Genomic DNA, 20,400 nt, shown 5'->3' with positions numbered 1-20,400 from the left:
ATCACATTGGATCAGTTCTATACCGAAGAGCAGCGCATGGTGCGCGAAACCGCGCGCCGGCTCTCGGACGACGTGGTCGCCCCCGCCGCCGCCCGCATCGACCGTGACGACGTCTTCCCGCGCGACATCTACGAAGCGCTGGCGGAACAGGGTCTTTTCGGCGTCGCCCTGCCCGAGGAGGCGGGCGGCGTCGGCCTTGACGCCATGGCCGCCTGCATCGTGATGGAAGAGATCGCGCGCGGCTCTGGCGCGGTCGGGAACGCCTTCGCGATCCCGGTCGAGGCGGCGCTGTTCCTCGATCACCACGGCACCGAACAGCACAAGGCGCTGATCCCCGGCATCCTCGAGGGCCGCACGATTCCCGCCACCGCGGTGACCGAGCCCGACCACGGCTCGGACGTCGCGGCGATGACCACCACCGCGCGCCGCGACGGCGACGACTACGTGATCAAGGGCACCAAGGCCTGGGTCACCTTCGGCCAGGTCGCCGACGTGATCATGGTCTTCGCCAAGACCGATCCCGAGGCCGGCGCCAAGGGCATCTCGTGCATCCTCGTCGAGACCGACCGCCCCGGCGTGATCCGCGGCAAGTCGGAACAGCTGCTGGGCATGCACGGCCTGTCGGAATGCATGATCAGCTTCGACGACGTGCGGGTGCCGGTGACGAATCGCATCGGGCCCGAGCATGGCGCCTTCAAGATGGCGATGGAGAACTTCAACTTCTCGCGGCTGATGATGTCGTCGATGGCGCTTGGCATGGCGCAGGCGGCGATGGAGGACGCGATCGCGTATTCCAATGACCGCAAGCAGTTCGGCAAGCCGATCTTCCAGCACCAGGCCGTGCAGTTCATGATCGCCGACATGGCCAAGGACATCGCGGCCGCGCGCCTGCTGATCCACAACGCGGCCAAGCTTTACGACGCGGGGCACCCGATCGCGCTGGAAGCGGCGCAGGCCAAGCTCTTCACCACCGACATGGCGCAGGTGCACATTTCGAATGCACTGCAGATCCACGGCGGCAACGGATATTCGCGCGAGTTCCGGATCGAGCGTCTGTTCCGTGACGTGCGCCTCAGCCAGATCTATGAAGGCACCAACCAGATCCAGCGCATGATCATCGCGCGCCAGGTGCAGAAGGCCTACGCATGAACCTGACCTATGAAGACGTCGAGATCGGCAAGCGCTATGCGACCGACAGCCACGAGATCACCGTGGCCGACATCGCCGATTTCTGCCGCCTGACCCGCGACCATCACCCGCTGCACACGGATGACGCCTATGCCCGCCGCAAGGGGTTCAGCGGCATCATTGCGCACGGCCTTTACGGGCTGTCGCTGATGGAGGGCCTGAAGACCGAGCTTCGGCTTTACGAAGAGACTTCGATCGCGTCGCTGGGCTGGGACAAGGTGAAATTCCTCAAGCCGATCGTCGCGGGCGACGTGGTGCACGTGGAAATGGACTTCACCGCCAAGCGCGAGACCTCGAAGGGCACGGCGGGCGTGATCACCGAGGCCGTGCGCCTGATCCGGGCCGATGGCACGGTGGTGATCGACGCCGAGCATGTCTCGCTGATCCAGAAGGCCGCCTGATGGCAGGGGAGCTGTCGCTCGAGACCGCGCAGAACTCGGTGGACCAGGCCACGCGCCTGATCCGCGAGGACATCCTGTCGGGCCGGATCCGGCCCGGCGAGCGGTTGAAGACGGCCGATCTGGCCAAACGGCTCGGCTTCTCGACGATGCCGATGCGCGAGGCGCTGCGGAAGCTGGAGGGCGAGGGGCTGGTCGAGATCGAGCCCAACCGCGGCGCCACCGTGCGCCAGCTCGACCGCGCCTACATCACCGACCTGTTCGAGCTGAACACGGACCTGCGGATCTCGGCCATGCGCCGCGGCATGGCCACCCTGACGCTGGAGCGGATCCGCGAGCTGGAGGGGCTGGCCGCCGACTATCGCCGCCAGATCGCCGCGCACGAGGACATCGCCGCGATCGAGACCAACCGACGGTTCAACGCGCGGCTCGTCGAGTTCGGCGGCAACCGCGAGGCGCTGCGCGTGTTCCTGCGCGGCTGGGACGCGATCTTCGCCTTCCGCTCGGGCTATGGCTACGGCATCGGGCGGCGGCGGATCATGGCGGACGAGATGGGGATGCTGATCGACGCGCTGCGCCGCCACGACGCCACCGCCGCCGAGGCGATCCTGCGGATGCAGAACGCCGCGATGATGGAGGACCTCGTGTCGCGGATCGCGCCCGAGCGCTAGCCGAAGGCGCGGCTGGTCCCGCGGTCGAGATAGACCCCCTGCCCCGGCGTGCCGGTGACCTCGTTCTCGAGCGCGACGGTCTGCCCGCGCAGGATCGTGCGCACCGGCCAGCCGGTGACCTCCATCCCCTCGTAGGGGGTGTAGTCGCAGGCGTCGTGCAGGATCGCGTGGCTGATCGTGACCTTGCGCGCGGGGTCCCACAGCGTCAGGTCCGCGTCGCCGCCGACGGTGATCGACCCCTTGCGCGGCGAAAGACCGAAAAGCTTGGCCGGGTTGGTGGCCGTCAGCGCCACGAACCGCTCGAGGCTGATCCGGCCCTTGCCGACGCCTTCCGAGAACAGGATCGGCAGCCGCGTCTCGATGCCGGGGATGCCGTTCGGCACCCAGCGGAACGAAGTGCGCGCGCCGGGCACGTCCTTGCCGGCCGGGTCCTCGAAGCGGAACGGGCAGTGGTCGGACGAGAACAGGTCGAAGGTGCCGTCGCGCAGCCCTTCCCAGATCGCCTTCTGGCTGTCGGTGTCCCGCGGCGGCGGCGAGCAGACGTATTTCGCGCCCTCGAAGTCCATGTTCAGGCCCTTGAGGTCCTCGGCGGTCAGCGCGATGTACTGCGGGCAGGTCTCGGCATGGACGTTCAGGCCGCGCCGCTTGGCCCACTGGATCTGTTCCATCGGGTCGCGACCCGACACGTGGACGATGGTGATCGGCACGTCGGTCAGCTCGGCATGGCTGATCGCGCGGTGCGTCGCCTCGCGCTCGACCGACTGGGGGCGGCTTTCGGCATGGTAGTAGGGCGCGGTCCTGCCCGCCTCTTCCAGCCGTCGGGCCATGTACTTGATCGCGTCATAGCCCTCGGCATGGACCATGACCATCGCACGCTCGCGCCGGGCGACGTCGAAAACCTCAAGCAGCTCGGCGTCGTTCAGCACCATGTCGTCGTAGGTCATGAAGACCTTGAACGAGGTGTAGCCCGCCTTGACCAGCGCCGGCAGTTCCTGCCCCAGCACCGCGGGGGTCGGGTCGGTGATGATCAGGTGGAACGAGGTGTCGACATGGCACTTGCCCTCGGCCTCGGCGTGATAGGCCTCGACCACATCGCGCAGCGACTGGCCGCGCTGCTGCAGCGCGAAGGGCATCACCGTCGTCGTGCCGCCGGCGGCGGCAGAGCGCGTGCCGCTCTCGAAGCCGTCGGCCATGACCACGCCGCCCCCCTGCGGCTGGGCAAGGTGGACATGCGCGTCGATCCCGCCCGGCAGCACGAGCAGGCCGGCGGCGTCGATCTCTTCGGTCGCCGGACCGACATCCTCGGAGATCGAGACGATCCGTCCGCCGCGGATGCCGATCTCGGCGCGGTAGCGGTCGGCGGCGGTGCAGATTTCGGCATTGCGGATCGCGAGGTCGAGCATGGCGGACACCTTCATCGGCAAAAGGCCCGCGACGGCGGGAGAGAACGCCGCCGCGGGAAGGAAGAGCGGATCAGTTGGCGGTCAGGGCCTTGAACAGCGCCTTCTGGCCGTCGGTGGTCAGCGCGCTGTCGTAGAGCGGCTTCGACGCCTCGATGAACGGGGCCGGGTCGGGATGGGTGATGGTCACGCCATGCGCCTTGAAGCCTTCCAGCAGCGGCGTTTCCTGGTCGACCACGTACTGGCGCTGCCAGCTCGCGGCTTCCGAGCCGGCCTCGAGCAGGGCGGTCTGGATCTTCTCGGGCAGCGCGTCGAAGGTGGCCTTCTGCATCGTCACCGGGGCGGTCATGTTCAGCCAGCCGACTGGGGCGAAATCGGGGGCGACCTCCCAGAACTTCATGCCGTCATAGCCGGTGGCCGCGCCCTCGGCCCCGTCGACGACGCCCGACTGCAGCGCGCCGTAAAGCTCGGAATACGACATCGGCGTCGGGTTGGCGCCATAGGCACGGAAGGCTTCGACATGCACCGGGTTCTGCATCGTGCGGATCTTCATTCCCGCCAGATCCTCGATGCTGTTGACGGGCTTGGTGGTCATCAGGTGCCGCAGACCCGACGAGAAGACGGTGATCAGCTCGAAGCCCGCGCCGTTGGCCGAGGCCTCCATCATGTCCCAGTTCGCGTCGATCTTGTCGCCGAGGCCGGTGATCGAGGGGAACAGGAACGGCAGGTCGAAGACCTTGAAGTCCTCGACATAGTTCGAGAGCATCGCGTTCGAGGTCATGCCCATGTCGAGCGAGCCGAGCATGACGCTTTCCACCGTCTGCTGCTCGTCCCCGAGCTGGCCGCCCGGATAGATATCCAGCGTGGCCGCGCCGTCGGTCTTGGCCTCGAGCAGTTCCTTCATCTTCTGCAGGCCCTTGTCCTGCACCTCGCCCGCGGCGTTGGTGTGGGCGACCTTGAAGGTGTAGTCGGCGGCGAGGGCCGGCAGCGCGAGCACCGAGGCGAGCGCCGAGGCGAGAAGCAGGGTTCTGTTGGACATGTCTTTGACTTTCTTGTGCGTCGTTGACGAGGGTGGAAGGGACGGGCTCACAGCAGCACCGAGGGCAGCCAGAGCGAGATCGTGGGAACGTAGGTCACCAGAAGCAGCACCAGCAGCATGCAGCCCAGCGGCAGCCAGATCCGCCGCGAGACCTGCTCGATCCGCCGCCCGGCGACCGAGGAGGCGACGTAGAGACAGATGCCGTAGGGCGGCGTGATCAGGCCGATCGACAGGTTCAGCGCGGTGACGATGCCGAACTGCACCGGGTCGATGCCGTAGCCCTGCGCGATCGGCAGCAGGATCGGCAGCAGGATCAGCACGGCCGAGATGCTTTCCATGAACATGCCGATCACCAAAAGCAGCAGGTTCACGATCAGCAGGAACACCCAGGGGCTGTCGGTGATGCCGGTCAGCCAGTCGCGCAGCATCGCCGGGAACCCCTGCGTCGCGATGATCCAGGTGAAGACGGCGGCGGTCGAGATGATGATCAGCACCGTGGCCGACAGGCTGATCGCGCGCAGGAAGATCCGCGGCAGGTCGGCGGGCGTGATCTCGCGGTAGATCACCAGCGTCACGAACAGGGTGACGAACAGGGCGACGCAGGCCGCCTCGGTCGCGGTGAAGATGCCGCCGACGATGCCGCCGATGATCACCACCGGCACCAGCAGCCCCGGCCCCGCGTCCTTCAGCCCGGCCCAGAGCCGGCCAAGGCTGAAGCCCGCGGTGTCGCGATAGGCCTCGCCGCCGCGGCGCGCGTGCAGCCAGCAGCCGACCATCATCGAGCCCGCGACGAGGATGCCGGGCAGGATGCCGCCCAGGAACATCGCCCCGATCGACTGGTTCGCCGTGACCGCGATCACGATCATCACGATCGAGGGCGGGATGATCGAGGCAAGCGAGCCCGAGGCCGCGATCACCGCCGCCGCCAGGTCGATGTCATAGCGCCGCCGGCGCATCTCGGGCGTCATCACCGCGCTGATCGCCGCCGTGTCGGCCGAGCCCGAGCCGGAGATCGCCGCGAGTCCGGTGCCGGTGACGATCGACACGAGGTAGAGCGAGCCGGTGATCCAGCCCACCAGCGCCCCCGCCAGGTTGACGAAGCGCCGGGCGATGCCGCCCGCCTCCATCAGCAGGCCCGAGGCGACGAAGAAGGGGATCGCCATCAGCGTGAACGAGGAGATCCCGCCATAGACGCGCTGCGCCACGATCGAGATCGGCGCCGTGGTCGTCAGCTCGATCGCCAGCAGCGCCGCGATCCCGAGCGCGAGCACGATCGGCGTGCCCGCGACCAACAGCACAAGAAAGCCGCCCGCCGCCCAGATCATGCCGCGGTCTCCGTCTCGTCCGCCTCGGCCGCCGCGCGTTCGGGATGGATCACCCGCGGCAGCGTCGCGAGCACGAATTCCAGCAGGAAATAGCCGAAGCCGACCGGCAGCGCGGTGTAGGGCACCGCCATCGGCAGCCGCAGCGCCGGCGACTTCACGATGAAGCCGATCGCGACCATGGCCAGCGAGCCGACGACGACCGTCGCCAGGAACCACACCCCCATCACGAAGCCCGCGCCACCGCAGAGCCGCTGCACCCATACAGGCAACCTGCGCACCAGCACGTCGACCCCGACATGCTGGTTGTGGCGCATCGCGATGCCCGCGCCCAGAAGCGTCAGCCAGATCTGCGCGAAGGTCGCGGTCTCCTCGCTCCAGGCGATCGAGTAGTTGAAGAAATAGCGCCCCACGATCTGCGCGAGGATCGCGCAGGCCATGTAGGCGATCAGCAGCAGCGCCACGCCATCGACCAGCCGGCGCAGCGCCCGCAGCGCCAGGCACGGGATCGTCAGGATCGGGGATCTGGGTGCGGCCCTGTCGCCGCCGTCGGTCTTCCGCCCCGGCATGGGTTGGTCTCCTTCGCTCGGGCGGTGTCCGGATCGTCGGGGATCCGGCATCGCCTTTGCGACAGGTTATCGGTTGCCGGGACCCGATGAAGACGCACGACTATAAAGAAACTGATACCCACTATTCGATCCGCACTTCGAACGAATATTCTTGGATTTTTCACGCTAGGCTTCGGACGGGCCCGAAATCGGTCGAACACGGAATAGGCGGCGGAATGAGCGACACGTCAAATAATGTGCAGGCAGTGAAGACGGCGCTGCCGCCTCTGGGCCTCGCCTGCTGCCTGCTGGGCCGCGCCGAGGCGGTCCTGCTGGCGCGCGGGGCGGGATTCGACTTCCTCGTGATCGACATGGAGCACGGTCCGCTCGGGATCTCCGACCTCGGGCAGGCGGCGGCGGCGGGGATCGCGGCCGGGCTGCCGGTCTGGGGCCGGGTCACCGGGCCGGGCTCGGGCGACATCGCGCGGGTGCTCGACTGCGGCGCGTCGGCGGTGGTGGTGCCGCATGTCGACACGGTCGAACAGGCGCGCCACATCGCCCGGATCTGCCGCTTCGCGCCGCGCGGCGCGCGGTCGCTGCCGGGGCCGCTGCCGGGGCTCGACTACCGGGTGCTGCCCGCCGACGTGCTGTGCCAGGGCGCCGAGGCCGGCACGCAGGTGATCGCCATGATCGAAAGCGCCGAGGGTCTTTCGGCGGTCGAGGCGATCGCGGCGGTCGACGGGATCGACATGCTGATCATCGGCTCGAACGACCTTGCCGACGGGTTGGGGCGGCGCGGCCAGCTGGACCATCCCGATGTCCGCGCGGCCTTCGCGCGGATCGCGGCGGCGGCGCGGGCCCATGGCAAGGGGTTCGGCGCGATGGGCCTGCCGCCGGCACTGGTCGGCAGCCATGCGCTGGCGCTGGGGGCGACGGCGCTGGTGGCGACGAACGAGACCAACCTGATCGTGCAGGGCGGCGCGGCACTGATCGCCGGGCTGCGGGCCGGCCACGCCGAAGGCGCCTAGTCGCCGGGCTGGTCCTGATCGCGCCCCGTGCGCAGGGTCGCGGCACGCACTTCGGCCAGCCGCAGGGCCGACCGCTGGCGGAACGCCTCGATGAAGCGGCGGGTCTGGCGCGAGGTGGTCTTGGCCCGCGGCGTCGCCGCCGCCAGCTCGAAGCTGAATCGCGCGTCGTAGGGGCGCACGACCATGCCGGGGCGCATCGCCGAGAAGGCCGACAGCTCGTCGACCAGCGCGACGCCCCAGCCGTCGCGGGCGATGCGGGCGGCTGCGTTCATGAACCGCGTCTCGATCACCGGCTGGTATTCCAGCCCCGAGGCGCGAAAGCTGTCGGCGAACAGCAGGCCGATGCGGTTGGCGACCTGCGGCCCCACCAGCGGCCGGTCGGCAAGATCGCGCGGCGTCACCGTGTCGAGCCGCGCCAGCGGATCGCCCGCGTCGCACAGCACCACGGCCCGCAGCTCGTCGATATGTTCGTATTGCAGCGCCTGACGGTCGAGCGGCGAGAGCACGAAGGCCACGTCCGCCACGCCGTTCTCGACCATCTGCAGCACCGGCGACAGCAGGTGCGTCTCGAGCGAGATGCGGATCCGCGGATGCTCGGTCGCGTAGTCGGCGATGACGCGCGGCAGCACGCCCTCGCTGACCTCGGCGGTCGCCGCGACCCGGACCCGCCCGATCCGGCCCATCCGCAGGTCCGCCGCCCGCTGGTTCACCGCGTCGCGCAGCATGAACAGCGGTTCGGATTCCTGCAGCAGGATCATCGCCTCCTCGGTCGGCTGCAGCCGGTTCGACACGCGCTCGAACAGCGGGAAGCCCAGCACCGTCTCGATGTGGCGGATGGTGTTCGAGATCGAGGGCTGCGACATGCCCAGATGCTCGGCCGCGCCCACGGTGGTGCGGAACTGGACCACGGCGCGCAGGATTTCGAGCTGTCTGAGATTGAGCATGGTCCCGACCGGTCCTCCGACGGACCGCATGGGGCGGTCCTAGCCCTGGCTTTGCGTCAGCCGGATGCGGGTGAAGTTGCGCACCTTGTCGCTGAACGGGCCGAAGCCCTTGATAGCGTGGAACTCGGGCGTTTCATAGGCTTCCGGCCCGGTGATCGTGTAGATGGCGACGTGGCGCGGCCCGCCTTCAAGGCATTTCTCGCGCCGTGCCTCCAGCCAGCCCGGGCAGGCGAGGATGTCGGGGATGTGGGTGTCGACGTACCATGCGTCGAAGGCGGCCTCGTGTTCGGGGTCGATGTCGACGAAGACGATGTGGGTCTGGGTCATCGGATCAGGTCCAGGCAGGGGCGGAGTGCCGCCATCAGAAGGTCGATTTCCGCGCGCTCGATCGCGGGGGTCGGCGCGCGGCAGGCGGGCGAGGCAATGCGGCCAAGCTCGGCCAGGCACACCTTGAGACGGGCCGCGGCCAGATGCCCCGGCGCGCCGTAGACGAGGCGGGCGTAGTCGAAAAGCGCCACGTGGATCTCGCGCGCCGCCTCGAAGCGGCCGCCGCGGACATGGGTGTCGAGCGCGGTGATCAGCTCGGGGATCACCGCGGCAAGGCTGACGGCCGAGCCGTCCGAGCCGATGACGAAACAGGGGAACAGGTGTTCGTCGCCCGAGGCCATGACCGCCACGTCGGGGCGCATCTCGCGCGCGATCCGGCGGGTGGTCTCGTAGGCCTTGGTCTCCCAGCTGCCTTCCTTGATGCCCGCGACCGCCTCGATCTCCAGCAACCGGCGCAGGACGTCGGGGGCATAGGCCGTGCGCCCCGCCCCGACCGATCCCTGGAACAGGTAGATCGGTGCGCCGGTCTGCTCGGCCAGCATCCGGTGATGGGTGACGATCGCGCGCGGATCGGCCCCCAGCGCCCAGGAGAAGGGCGCGAAGACCATGATCGCATCCGCCCCGGCCTCCAGCGCCGCGCGGGCATCGGCCACGGCGACGGCCGTGCTTTCGTTCGACACTGCCGCAAGGATCCGGCGGGGGCCGGCGACGGCGCGGGCGATGGTGACGACCTCGGCCTGTTCGGCGCGGGACAGGTGAATCCCCTCGCCCGCGTGCCCGTTCAGCAAAAGCCCCGCCTGCCCGGGATCGGACAGCACGGTCTCGAAGTGACGCTCGAGGCTTGCGCGGTCCAGCGCGCCATCGGGCGTCATCGGGCAGATCGTCGCGGCGTAAAGCCCGCCCGCGCCCGCCATCACAGCACCTGCGCGTCGCGCAGCGCCTTGACGACGCCGTCGCGGATCGCCGGGGACTGCGGCAGCAGCGGCAGGCGCGGGGTCGCGTTCCTGATCACGCCCATCGCGACCAGCCCGTCCTTCATCCGCGTGTGCATGTCGATCACCGGCGCCGGCCCGTAGATCGCGCGCACCACCGGGTAAAGCCGGTCGTTCGCCGCCCGCATCGCCGCCAGGTCCATCGCCTCGGACGCCTGCCACAGGTCGGCCAGCAGCCCCGGCACGAGGCTCGCGAGGCCCGACAGGATGCCGTCGCCGCCAAGCGCCACCTGCGCGAAGAACCAGTGGAAGTTCGACGGCAGGATGGCGGTGTCCGGCGCGGCGGCCTTCACCGCGCGGCGGTTCTCGTCATAGGCGAGAAGCGTGGCCGAGCCTTCCTTGATCGCGATCACTTCCGGGATCTGCGCGACCTCGGCGATGACCTCGGTCGACAGGCCGAAGCCGGACGCGATCGGGAACTGGAAGTGCGACAGCGGCATCTGCACGTCGCGCGCCAGCTGCTCGAACATCCGCACCGCGGCCTTGGTCGAGGCGTTGCCACCCCCCAGCGCCTCGGCCGGGAAGATCACCGCGACATCGGCGCCGGCCTCGCGCGCGATCTCGGCCTGGCGCAGCGCGTCCGGAATGCCGGTCGGGATGATGCCCGCCAGCAGCGGGCGGCCCGCACCGATCTGGTCGCGGGTGCGGCGGATCACCTCGATGCGCTCGGCATCGCTCAGCGCCGTGCCCTCGCCGGCATGGCCGTTGACGAAGACGCAATCGGTGGTCTCGGGCCTGGCGCAGTGGTCCAGAACGGCCGCGTAGCCGTCCCAGTCGATGGCCCCGGCCTCGTCGAAGGGCAGCACGGTGGCCACGGTGATGCCACGAAGGTCCTTGCCGGTCAGGGTCATGTCGTCACTTTCTTGCGGGGGAATTTCAGCGTGGCGTCGGCCTTCAGCACCTCGACGCCCTCTTCGTTGCGGGCCGAGGCCTGCCAGTCGACGGTCCGATTCTCTTCGTCCTTGGACGAGATCCAGATGTCGAAGGTGATCGTGTCGCCGTAGCGCACGGCGCCGGTGAACCAGAAGCTGTCGCGGATCGACACGCCCAGCGTGCCGACCAGTTCCGCGGTCAGGACCGAGGTGCAGATGCCCGCGACGAGGATGCCGGGCGCCAGCCGCTCGCCGAAGCGGGTGCCCGAGGCATAGTCCTCGTCGACATGCACCGGGCCGAAGTCGCCGGTCGCGGCGATGTACATCGCGCCGTCGGACTCGGTCACCGTCTTCGAGACGCTGACCCGGTCGCCGACGTTCAGCGCGTCGATGGCGCGGATGTCATACATCTTCGGCGACCCGCACCGGGGCCATCCGCGCCTCGCCCGCGATCACCTCGTCCTCGCCGATCATGCCGGACAGCAGGCAGGTCAGCGTGCCGTTGGTATGGGCGACGGTGGCGGTGGCGGCGACGGTCTCGCCCAGCACGATCGCGCGGGCGAAGCGGTACGAGATCGCCTCGATCCGCCAGCCGGGACCGGCGAGGCGCGCGAGCGCGGTGGTGAACAGCGCACCCGCGGCCAGCTCGAACACCGCCATGTCGGCCAGGCCCTGAGCCTGCGCCTGCCTGCGGTCGACGTAAAGTCCGCCGAGGTTGCCCGAGATGCCGGTGAAGAAGCCCTGTTCCGCCACGCTCATGGTCTTGCGGAAGGTGACGGATTGCCCGGTTTCGGGACGCGAGAGGGTCATGGGGAGGGTCTCCGAAAGGGTCACAGGTGCAGGCCGCGCTTGATCACCGACCGGGCGATCAGCATGCGGTGGACTTCCGAGGTGCCGTCGTAGATCCGGGTCACGCGCGCGTCGCGATAGATGCGTTCCAGCGGCAGCTCCTTGCTGAAGCCGTAGCCGCCGAAGACCTGGATGCCGCGGTCGGCGACGCGGCCGAGCATCTCGGAGGCCTGCACCTTGACCATCGAGACCTTGTCGCGCGGGTCCATGCCCTGATCGATCTCCCAGGCGGTGTTCAGCACCATCATCCGGGTCGCGAAGATCTCCATGGCGCTGTCGGCGATCATCTGCTGGACCATCTGGAAATCGCCGATCGGCTGGCCGAACTGTTGGCGGGTCGCGGCGTGCTGGCGCATCAGCTCGACCACGCGGGACGCCATGCCCACGGCACGCGCGCCGATATGGCCCAGGCGGATGCCGCCCACGTTGGCCATCATCACCCGGAAGCCCTCGCCGACCTCGCCCAGGATCTGGTCCTTCGGGATGCGCACGTCGTCGAAGGTCAGCTCGGCATGGCCATAGCCGCGGTGGCCCATCATCGGCTGGTTGCGCGCGACGGTGAAGCCCGGCATGCCCTTGTCGACGATCAGCAGCGTGATCCCGCCGCGGGCGCGCTTCTCGTTGTCGGTCACCGCCATGACGATGACGTAGTCGGCGATGTCGCCGTCCGAGATGAAGTGCTTGGTGCCGTTCAGCACCCATTCGTCGCCCTCGAGACGCGCGTTGGTCTTGATCGCCGCCGCGTCCGAGCCTGCGCCCGGCTCGGTGATCGCCATCGCGCAGATCTTCTCGCCCTTCACGGTCGGGTACAGGTACTTGTCGCGCAGCGGACCCTTGAACGCCTCGAGCATCGGGTAGACCTGCCCGAAGATCCGCCGGATCAGCGCGTCGGAGGTCTGGCCCAGCTGCTCCTCGACCAGGCACATGTCCAGAACGCCCAGACCGCCACCGCCGACCGCCTCGCTCATGTTGAGCGCGTAGAACCCGAGGTCGAGCGCCTCGCCGCGGACCTTGGCCAGCGCCTCGGGCGGGATCTTCGCCGCCTCCTCGGTCGCCTGCTCCAGCGGCTGCACCTTCTCGCGCACGAAGCGGCCGACCGCCTCGGTGACCATCTTCATCTCGTCGGAGATCGCGAAATCCATCGTCTGCCTGCCTGTCCTGTCGCGCGCGCTCAGCTGCGCATCTTGTTGGTTTCGACCACCGCGCCAGAAGCGATCAGCGCCTCGATCTCGGTGTCCGAGAAGCCCGCCTCGCCCAGCACCTCGCGGGTTTGCGCGCCAAGCGCCGGGGGGGCGCGGCGGATCGCGGGGGTCTCGCCGTCGTAGCGCACCGGGTGCGAGAGCATGACCATCGGGCTGCCCTGCGCAGTCGAAAGTTCGGTGAAGGCCTTCAGGTGCTGGACCTGCGGGTTGTCGCGCAGCCCGTCGTAGTCGCGCACCACCTCGTGCCAGACGCCCACGGCCGAGAGCTTGGCCACCGCCTCGTCGGTGGAAAGCCGCGCCATGCCTTCGCGCACCTTGGCGCTGACCTCGCCCCGGCGGTCGAAACCGTCCTTCTCGGTGAAGGCGGCGAATTCCGGCAGGTCCAGCGCCTGCGCCAGATCCACGGGCTTCGACATCGAGATCATGACGTGGCCGTCGGTGGTGGCGTAGATGCCGTAGGGGGCCGGGCTGAACCAGTTGGCCATCCCCTCGCGCCCGCGCGGGCCCGAGCGTTCGGCGCCGTTCATCCAGGCGGTGATCGATTCGCCCTGCAGGTCCATCGCGGCCTGCAGCATGTTGACCTCGACCCGCCGCGCGACCCCGGTGCGCTCGCGCTCGAACAGCGCCGCGATGATCCCCGCCACGGTCAGCGCCGCCGCATGGTGGTCGATCGGGACCGAGCCCACGGCCACCGGGCCCGACTCCATGCTGCCGGTATGCGCGGCAAGGCCGGCCATCGCCTGCAGCAGCACGTCCTGGCCGGGACGCTTGGCATAGGGGCCGTCGGCGCCGTAGCCGGTGGTCGCGGCGATGATGATGCGCGGGTTCACCGCGCGCATCTCGGCCTCGGACAGGCCAAGCTTGTCGAGCGTGCCGGGACGGAAGTTCTCCATCACCACATCGGCGGTGGCGATCAGCCGCTTCACCGCGGCGATGCCCTCGGGCGATTTCAGGTCGACCGCGATCGAGCGCTTGTTGCGCCCGGTGGTGATGTGATTGACCGAGATGTCGTCGACGAAGCGGTTGCCCACGGCCCAGTTGCGCTGGAAAGCGCCGTTCAGCGGCTCGACGGTGATCACGTCGGCGCCAAGATCGCCCAGATGCTGTGCCGCGGCGGGGCCGGACAGGAAGTGGTTGAAGCTGAGAACCCGGATTCCGTCGAGCGCGCCCATGATCGTCCCCTTGAAGTGTCGGGACTCACGCTAGGGCAGCGCGGGGCACACGGGAATATAGGCATCAATACGAAGACGGCCGCAGAAAATTCCCCGATCGAATAGTCTCGCCGCCCCCTTGCCCCCGGGGTCGCCGACGCGCCAAGCTGCCGGGGCCGTCCTCCCGCGCCCGAGGTTCCATGACCGCGCCCCTGCCCCCGCTGACCGATCCCGCGCTACCGCCGGGGGCCGCGCTGCTGGCCGAGGGCCGGGCGATGGCGCGCGACTGGACGCTTGGCCCCTGCCCGTTCCTGCACGAGCAGGGCGTGACGAGCGAGGCCGCCTACAAGACCCGCACCGCCGCGACCGGCCGGATCATGCAGCATGCCCATATCGGCTTTCGCAGCACCGCCCGCACCACCGAGGCGATGGCGCGGCTGGTCGACGAAACCGCGCGGCGCGGCGTGCGGATCGACCGGTTCGGCGTGACGCTGGACTGGACCATGGGCTATCCGCCCGACCGGCGGCGCGGGGCGACCCGCGGTACCGGCATCGTGCTGGAGGGGCCCGAGGATTTCGCCCGCATCACCCACGCCACGCCCGCGGCGGCGCATTTCGGCGACTTCATGCTGGGCCTGCCCGGCGCGCTGCACAACACCCGCGCCGCGATCGCCGCCGGGGCGACGGCGATCGGCAACCTCGGGCAGTATTTCACCTTCCGCCTGCCGTACTGGGATGACGACGTCGCCACCACCTGCGCCACGCTGCGCGCGCTGGGCCTGATCGCGGCGCAGCCGGCGACGGTGCTGGTGCATTCCAACATCGACGACGGCTTCGCGGGGCTTTTTCTCGACGTCACCTCGGCGCTGGGGATGGTGCTGATCGAGAAGCACATCGTCGAGGACCTGATCGGCGCCCGCGCGTCGTTCTGCTTTGGCCACCACTACACCAACCCGATGACCCGCACGGCCTTCCACGCCGCGCTCGCGCGCCTGACCGACACGCCCGGCACGATGATCTACGGCAACACCGTCGCCTACCGCGCCGAACCCGCGGCGAATTACGCGAGCCTGTCGAACTACCTGCTGGCCGACCTCATCGCGCTCGGGCGCCACGCCAGCGGCCACGCGGTCACGCCGATCCCGGTGACCGAGAACCAGCGCATCCCCGACGTGGACGAGATCCTCGATGCCCAGCTCTTCGCCGCGCGGCTGGCCGCCCATGCGCCGGCGCAGGCGGCGCTGGTCGATACCGCGGCGATCGACGCCGTGGCCGACCGGCTGATCGCCGGCGCGCGCCGCTTCGCCGCGGCGGCCCTGTCGGGCCTTGCCGGGCTTGGCGTCGATACCGCCGACCCCGCGGCGCTGATGCTGGCGATCCGGCGGCTCGGCGCACGGCGGATGGAGCGGCTCTGGGGGCTCGGGCCGCTGCAGGGCGAGACGCGCCGCCCGCTGCAGCCCGCCGACTGGGCCGAGGAGCTGGACCACATGGCCCGCGACTGGGCCGCGCGCCAACCCTGCCGCGCGCCGGGGCTGCGGGTCGCGATCGGCACGACCGACGTGCACGAGCATGGCGCCTACCTCGTGCGCCGCGCGCTTCAGGGCATCGGCGCCGAGGTGACCGAGGCCGGCGTCGCCATCGACGCCGAGACGCTGGTCGCGCGCGCCGTCGAGACCGGCGCCGACGCGATCGCGGTCAGCACCTACAACGGCGTCGGGCTGGGCTATGCCCGCGCGGTCCGCGCCGAGCTGTCGCGGCGGGGCCTGGCGACCCCGGTGATGATCGGGGGGCTGCTGAACGAGATCCCGCGCGACTCCAACAGCGGCCTGCCCGTCGATGTGACCGCCGAGATCCGCGCGACCGGCGCGATCCCCTGCGCCTCGCTCGACGACATGCTGCCCGTGCTGGCCGCGCTGCAGCCGGTGACGTCATGACGGCGGGCATCGCGGTGATCGGCTGGGGCGCGATGGCCCGGTCGCTGCACGCCGCGCTGGAGGGCGGGACGGCGCGCGCCCCCGCAGGGCCGCGGATCACGGCCTGCCTGCTGCGCCCCGGCAGCCCGAACCGGCCGCCTGCCGGTATCGCGGTGGTCACCGACGCCGCGGCGCTGGCGGCAAGCGCCCCGGCGCTGGTCGTGGAATGCGCCGGCCACGGGGCGGTGCGCGACCACGTGCCGGCGCTGCTGCGGGCGGGGCTGGCGGTGGTGCTGGTCTCCGCCGGGGCGCTGACCGATGACGCGCTGCGCCGCGATCTGGCCGCCGCCGCCTCTGCCGGGGGTGCGTCGCTGTCGGTCGTCGCCGGGGCCGTCGGCGCGCTCGACCTTCTGCGCGCGGCGGCGCTCGCCGGCCTCGACCGGGTGACCTACCGCGGCATCAAGCCGCCCGGCGCCTGGCGGGGATCGCCGGCGGAAACGCTGTGCGACCTCGGCGCGCTGGACGCGGCGCAGGTCTTCTTCCGCGGCACCGCGCGCGAGGCGGCGGCGCGGTTTCCGAAGAATGCCAATGTCGCCGCGGCGATCGCGCTGGCGGGCACCGGGTTCGACGCGACCGAGGTCGAGCTGGTCGCCGACCCGGCCGCCAGCCTGAACCGGCACGAGATCGTGGCCTCGGGCGCCTTCGGCGAGATGCGCTTTTCGGTCGAGAACCGCCCCCTGCCCGACAACCCGCGCACCTCGCACCTTGCCGCGCTAAGCCTCGAGGACGCGGTGCGCCGGCATCTTGCGCCGGCCTGTCTCTAGGCCGGTCGTCGCGGACAATCAGTCCGCGGGCGGCGGCCCGATCGTGCCGCGCTCGATCAGCGGCGTCGCGATCTCGTGGCGCCGGGGTGGCGCGCCGTCGCCGCCGATGCGCGCGATCAGCCGCTCGGCCGCGCGCGCGCCGAAGCGGTAGGTCGGCTGGTCGACCACCGAGATCTGCGGGCGCGTGACGCTGGTCCAGTCGGCATCGAACCAGGACACCAGCGACATGTCGCGCGGCAGTGCCAGCCCCCGCTGGGTCAGCGCCCGGAAGATCCGCGCGCCCACGAGGCTGTCCGAGGCCATGACCGCCGTGATCCGCGGCCGGCTGGCGAGAAGGCGGGCGACGATGCGCTCGACCTCGGGCTCGCCGGTCGCGCCGGGAAAGACCAGGTCCGCCGCCCCCTCGACCCCCGCCGCGGCCGTGGCCGACAGGAACCCCTCGATCCGCTCGCGCACCGCCGCGATGCCCACCTGCGCGGGCGCGAAGGCCTGACCCGGCCGCAGCGGCACGGCGGTGACATAGGCCACGCGCCGATGCCCCGCCGCCTGCAGCCGCGCCAGCACCGCCGCCGCGCTGGCGCGATCCGTGCCGCAGACGGCGTCGGCCCCCAGGCCCGGCACCCAGCGGTCGAGCGTGACCAGCGCCGTGCCCGCCGCCATCGCCGCGCGCAGGTGATCGACCTGGTCCATGTCGGTCGGCGCCACGATCATCCCCGCGACCCGCTGGCGCAGCAGAACCGAGACCATCTCGACCTCCTCGCGCAGGTCCTCGCTGGAATTGCTGATGATCAGGTTCAGATCCGCCGACCGCAGCCGGTCGCTGATCCCGCGCACCGCCTGCGCGAAGAAGGCGTTCTCGATGTCACCCACCACCACGCCGACCAGCCCGCTGCGCCCGGTGCTCATCGAGCGCGCAAGCTCGTTCGGCCGGTATCCCAACGCCTCGGCCGCCGCGAGCACCGCCGCGCGGCTGGCCTCGCCCGCGATGCCATAGCCGCCCAGCACCCGGGCCGCCGTCGCCTTCGACACCTTCGCGGCCCGGGCGACATCCGCGACCGTGACCGAGCTTTTCCTGCTGCCCATTTTCGTGGCTTCGTCCCCGTCCCCGATCCGACCTGCATAGCGACATGCTTGACGCGACTCAAAACATACATGCACGATGCCGCTACTGATACCGGTCTCATTAGATATGACACCGGTATCAACAACAAGAATGAGATCGGCTGCGCCGGGGCCAGCCCCGTCGGACCGCACCCAACAGTGGAGAGACCCATGCCCCAAGGCCTGATCGCCCGACTGGCCGCGCCCCTCGCCGGCGCGCTGGCTGCCCTGACCCTCGCCGGCCCGGCGCCGGCGCAGGACAACCCCTACAACCTCATCGACCCCGGCACCGTCAGCGTCGGCTCGCTCGGCGATGCCAAGCCCTATGCCTTCACCACCGCCGCGGGCGAGTTTTCGGGCTTCGACGTCGAATTCCTGCGCAACGTGCTGGGCCGGATCGGCATCCCCGAGGACAAGATCCTGTTCACCGGCCAGGAATTCGCGGCGCTGCTGCCCTCGGTGGCGAACGGCCGTTTCGACATCGCCGCCGCCGCCATCGGCATCACCGCCCAGCGCGAAGAGGTCGTCGACTTCTCGGACGGCTATCTCGCGGGCTATCTTTCGGTGCTGTCGAAGGAGGACGCGATCACCGACGACACCGCGACCCTCGCGGGCAAGCGGCTGGGCGTCGTGCAGGGCACGCTGCAGGAGATGTATGCCAAGAAGACCTTCACCGACACCGACATCGTGCAGTTCCCCGACAACAACACCGGGGTCGCGGCGCTGAACAACGGCACCATCGACGCGCATTTCCTCGATTACGAGGCGGCCAAGACCTATGGCGAGCGCTACGGGCTGTCGATCAAGGTCAACATCCCCTCGTTCGACGCGCCGGCGGGCTTCGCGGTCAAGCCGGGCAACGTCGCCCTGCGCGAGGCGCTGAACAAGGCGCTGCACGAGGCGATGGAGGACGGCACCTGGCGTGATCTCTACCAGAAGTGGTTTCCCGGCTCGCCGATGCCCAAGCAGTACCTGCCGACCAACGGCTGATCCCCGATCCCGGGTCGCCCGCCGCCGGCACCGGCCCGCGCGGCGACCCGCCCCACAAGACCAGGGCACGCGAGCGCGCCCCCCGGGAGTGCCTTTTCATGTGGTTGGAAAACCTACAGCGGACGTTCCTCGACTGGGACGCCATGGCCGAGATCCTGCCGATCATGCTGTCGACAGGGCTGAAGAACACCCTGATCCTCGCGGCGGCCTCGACGCTGCTCGGAACCGTGATCGGCATCGCGCTGGCGGTGATGGGCATCTCGCGCACGGCCTGGATCCGGGTCCCGGCGCGGGTCTACACCGACATCTTCCGCGGCCTGCCCGCGATCGTCACCATCCTGCTGATCGGGCAGGGCTTTGCCGGCATCGGGCGGCAGATCTTCGGGCCCTCGCCCTATCCGCTGGGCATCCTCGCGCTCAGCCTGATCGCGGGGGCCTACATTGGCGAGATCTTCCGGGCCGGGATCCAGGCGGTGCCCGCGGGCCAGATGGAGGCCTGCCGCGCGCTGTCGATGAGCTATGGCCAGGGCATGCGGCTGATCGTGGTGCCGCAGGGCATCCGGCGGGTGCTGCCGGCGCTGGTCAACCAGTTCATCTCGAACGTGAAGGACTCGAGCCTGATATACTTCCTCGGCCTCCTGGCCTCGGAGCGCGAGATCTTCCGCGTGGGCCAGGATGCCGCCGTGGTCACCGGCAACCTCTCGCCGCTGCTGCTGGCGGGGATCTTCTACCTCGTGATAACCGTGCCGCTGACGCATCTCGTGAACTTCATCGACCACCGCCTGCGCACCGGGCGCCGGCTGGCGACGATCACGCCGGTCAGCGGGCTTGACGAGGTCGAGGCGCTTGGCGCGGCGCCGGCCCCCCGCGGCGCCGAGCGGTTCGCTGGCGGCAGCCTGTCGATCCGCGGCCTGCGCCTGAGCTACGGCAACCTCGAGGTGCTGCGCGGCATCGACCTCGAGGTGCCGAAGGGCACCGTCACCTGCATCATCGGGCCCTCGGGTTCGGGCAAGTCGACGCTGCTGCGCAGCCTCAACCGCCTGGTCGAGATGAATGCGGGCGAGGTGCTGATCGACGGCACCGACATCCGCGCGATGAAGCCCGAGCGGCTGCGGGCGCGGGTCGGCATGGTGTTCCAGCACTTCAACCTGTTCCCGGACCACAGCGCGCGCGACAACGTCATGCTGTCGCTGACCCGCATCAAGGGCCTGCCGCGCGCCGAGGCCCGCGCCATCGCCGAGGCGCGGCTGGCCGATGTCGGGCTTGGCGGCCGCGGCGACCACCGGCCCTCGAACCTCTCGGGCGGCCAGCAGCAGCGGGTCGCGATCGCGCGGGCGCTGGCGATGGACCCCGAGGTGGTGCTGTTCGACGAGGTCACCTCGGCGCTGGACCCCGAGCTGGTGAAGGGCGTGCTGACGCTGATGGCCGATCTTGGCCGGCGCGGGATGACCATGGTCGTCGTCACGCACGAGATGGGCTTTGCCCGCCAGGTCGCCGACCAGATCGTCTTCATGGACGAGGGCCGCATCGTCGAGGCCGGGCCCCCGTCCGAACTGTTCGACACCCCCAAGACCGACCGCCTGCGCAGGTTCTTCGCCGAAGTCCTCTGACGCAGCCGTCCCCTTCCCTTGCACGACAGGA

At 69.9% G+C, this 20,400-nt stretch carries 21 protein-coding genes; 8 read left to right on the top strand and 13 right to left on the bottom strand.

Annotated features, from left to right (window positions below; all coding sequences use genetic code 11):
* Nucleotides 1–6: 6 nt before the first annotated feature.
* From V8J39_RS16515 to V8J39_RS16505, 3 genes are read left to right on the top strand one after another with little or no spacing between them, the layout of a single operon-like run.
* Nucleotides 7–1,149: an acyl-CoA dehydrogenase family protein gene (locus V8J39_RS16515; RefSeq protein ID WP_336462044.1), complete on the top strand. Its 1,143-nt coding sequence runs from the start codon at nt 7–9 to the stop codon at nt 1,147–1,149.
* Nucleotides 1,146–1,589, top strand: a complete 444-nt coding sequence (locus tag V8J39_RS16510; protein ID WP_336462043.1) for a MaoC family dehydratase — start codon at nt 1,146–1,148, stop codon at nt 1,587–1,589. Before V8J39_RS16515 ends, V8J39_RS16510 begins: the two co-directional genes overlap by 4 nt.
* Entirely contained in the window at nt 1,589–2,257 is a 669-nt protein-coding gene (locus V8J39_RS16505) for a GntR family transcriptional regulator (protein ID WP_336462042.1), read from the top strand. The genes V8J39_RS16510 and V8J39_RS16505 overlap by 1 nt, the downstream gene beginning before the upstream one ends.
* Here V8J39_RS16505 and hydA read toward each other — a convergent pair.
* The 4 genes from hydA to V8J39_RS16485 all read right to left on the bottom strand — a co-directional run bounded on the left by hydA (nt 2,254) and on the right by V8J39_RS16485 (nt 6,587).
* Nucleotides 2,254–3,660 (bottom strand): dihydropyrimidinase, encoded by a 1,407-nt coding sequence (hydA, locus tag V8J39_RS16500; protein WP_336462161.1) that lies wholly within the window; start codon nt 3,658–3,660, stop codon nt 2,254–2,256. The two genes, V8J39_RS16505 and hydA, sit on opposite strands and share 4 nt — an antisense overlap.
* A 70-nt stretch (nt 3,661–3,730) precedes the next feature.
* Entirely contained in the window at nt 3,731–4,696 is a 966-nt protein-coding gene (locus V8J39_RS16495; RefSeq protein WP_336462041.1) for a TRAP transporter substrate-binding protein, read from the bottom strand.
* Between the two features lie 47 nt (nt 4,697–4,743).
* Nucleotides 4,744–6,021, bottom strand: a complete 1,278-nt coding sequence (locus V8J39_RS16490; RefSeq protein ID WP_336462040.1) for a TRAP transporter large permease — start codon at nt 6,019–6,021, stop codon at nt 4,744–4,746.
* Nucleotides 6,018–6,587: a TRAP transporter small permease gene (locus tag V8J39_RS16485; RefSeq protein ID WP_336462039.1), complete on the bottom strand. Its 570-nt coding sequence runs from the start codon at nt 6,585–6,587 to the stop codon at nt 6,018–6,020. Before V8J39_RS16485 ends, V8J39_RS16490 begins: the two co-directional genes overlap by 4 nt.
* Before the next feature lie 215 nt (nt 6,588–6,802).
* Between V8J39_RS16485 and V8J39_RS16480 the strand changes: the two genes are divergently transcribed.
* A complete protein-coding gene (locus tag V8J39_RS16480; RefSeq protein ID WP_336462038.1) occupies nt 6,803–7,594 on the top strand; it encodes an HpcH/HpaI aldolase family protein in 792 nt (263 codons plus the stop codon).
* On the opposite strand, the gene V8J39_RS16475 is transcribed toward V8J39_RS16480, so the two are convergent.
* The 8 genes from V8J39_RS16475 to V8J39_RS16440 are packed head-to-tail and all read right to left on the bottom strand — an operon-like array spanning nt 7,591 to nt 13,952.
* Nucleotides 7,591–8,538 (bottom strand): LysR family transcriptional regulator, encoded by a 948-nt coding sequence (locus V8J39_RS16475; RefSeq protein WP_336462037.1) that lies wholly within the window; start codon nt 8,536–8,538, stop codon nt 7,591–7,593. The genes V8J39_RS16480 and V8J39_RS16475 overlap by 4 nt on opposite strands.
* Nucleotides 8,539–8,577: 39 nt before the next feature.
* Entirely contained in the window at nt 8,578–8,865 is a 288-nt protein-coding gene (locus V8J39_RS16470) for a hypothetical protein (protein WP_336462036.1), read from the bottom strand.
* The gene (locus V8J39_RS16465) at nt 8,862–9,779 is read right to left on the bottom strand and encodes a dihydrodipicolinate synthase family protein (RefSeq protein WP_336462035.1); all 918 of its coding nucleotides are present in this window, start codon (nt 9,777–9,779) and stop codon (nt 8,862–8,864) included. The genes V8J39_RS16470 and V8J39_RS16465 overlap by 4 nt, the downstream gene beginning before the upstream one ends.
* Nucleotides 9,779–10,708, bottom strand: a complete 930-nt coding sequence (locus tag V8J39_RS16460; RefSeq protein WP_336462034.1) for a dihydrodipicolinate synthase family protein — start codon at nt 10,706–10,708, stop codon at nt 9,779–9,781. The genes V8J39_RS16465 and V8J39_RS16460 overlap by 1 nt, the downstream gene beginning before the upstream one ends.
* A complete protein-coding gene (locus V8J39_RS16455; RefSeq protein WP_336462033.1) occupies nt 10,705–11,139 on the bottom strand; it encodes a MaoC family dehydratase in 435 nt (144 codons plus the stop codon). The genes V8J39_RS16460 and V8J39_RS16455 overlap by 4 nt, the downstream gene beginning before the upstream one ends.
* Nucleotides 11,132–11,539, bottom strand: coding sequence for a hypothetical protein (locus tag V8J39_RS16450; RefSeq protein ID WP_336462032.1), 408 nt, complete (start codon nt 11,537–11,539; stop codon nt 11,132–11,134). Before V8J39_RS16450 ends, V8J39_RS16455 begins: the two co-directional genes overlap by 8 nt.
* Nucleotides 11,540–11,559: 20 nt before the next feature.
* A complete protein-coding gene (locus V8J39_RS16445) occupies nt 11,560–12,720 on the bottom strand; it encodes an acyl-CoA dehydrogenase family protein (protein WP_336462031.1) in 1,161 nt (386 codons plus the stop codon).
* 29 nt (nt 12,721–12,749) lie between these two features.
* Entirely contained in the window at nt 12,750–13,952 is a 1,203-nt protein-coding gene (locus V8J39_RS16440) for a CaiB/BaiF CoA transferase family protein (RefSeq protein WP_336462030.1), read from the bottom strand.
* Nucleotides 13,953–14,131: 179 nt separating this feature from the next.
* On the opposite strand from V8J39_RS16440, the gene V8J39_RS16435 reads away from it, so the two are divergent.
* Both V8J39_RS16435 and V8J39_RS16430 read left to right on the top strand, forming a co-directional pair.
* Nucleotides 14,132–15,865, top strand: coding sequence for a cobalamin-dependent protein (locus tag V8J39_RS16435; RefSeq protein WP_336462029.1), 1,734 nt, complete (start codon nt 14,132–14,134; stop codon nt 15,863–15,865).
* A complete protein-coding gene (locus V8J39_RS16430) occupies nt 15,862–16,668 on the top strand; it encodes an aspartate dehydrogenase (RefSeq protein WP_336462028.1) in 807 nt (268 codons plus the stop codon). Before V8J39_RS16435 ends, V8J39_RS16430 begins: the two co-directional genes overlap by 4 nt.
* Before the next feature lie 18 nt (nt 16,669–16,686).
* Here the strand turns inward: V8J39_RS16430 and V8J39_RS16425 are convergent, their stop codons facing one another.
* Complete coding sequence (locus V8J39_RS16425) at nt 16,687–17,751, bottom strand: LacI family DNA-binding transcriptional regulator (RefSeq protein ID WP_336462027.1); 1,065 nt, start codon at nt 17,749–17,751, stop codon at nt 16,687–16,689.
* 189 nt (nt 17,752–17,940) lie between these two features.
* Here V8J39_RS16425 and V8J39_RS16420 point away from each other — a divergent pair, with 189 nt between their 5' ends.
* Together V8J39_RS16420 and V8J39_RS16415 are read left to right on the top strand one after the other, a co-directional pair.
* A complete protein-coding gene (locus tag V8J39_RS16420) occupies nt 17,941–18,759 on the top strand; it encodes an ABC transporter substrate-binding protein (RefSeq protein ID WP_336462026.1) in 819 nt (272 codons plus the stop codon).
* A gap of 98 nt (nt 18,760–18,857) precedes the next feature.
* Nucleotides 18,858–20,369: an amino acid ABC transporter permease/ATP-binding protein gene (locus V8J39_RS16415; RefSeq protein WP_336462025.1), complete on the top strand. Its 1,512-nt coding sequence runs from the start codon at nt 18,858–18,860 to the stop codon at nt 20,367–20,369.
* The last annotated feature ends 31 nt before the right edge of the window (nt 20,370–20,400 follow it).

It is taken from the genome of Frigidibacter sp. MR17.24 (assembly GCF_037095655.1).
GTDB lineage: Bacteria > Pseudomonadota > Alphaproteobacteria > Rhodobacterales > Rhodobacteraceae > Frigidibacter.
Note: the sequence above shows the minus strand (reverse complement) of the source record. Positions and strands in the feature narration are given on the sequence as shown.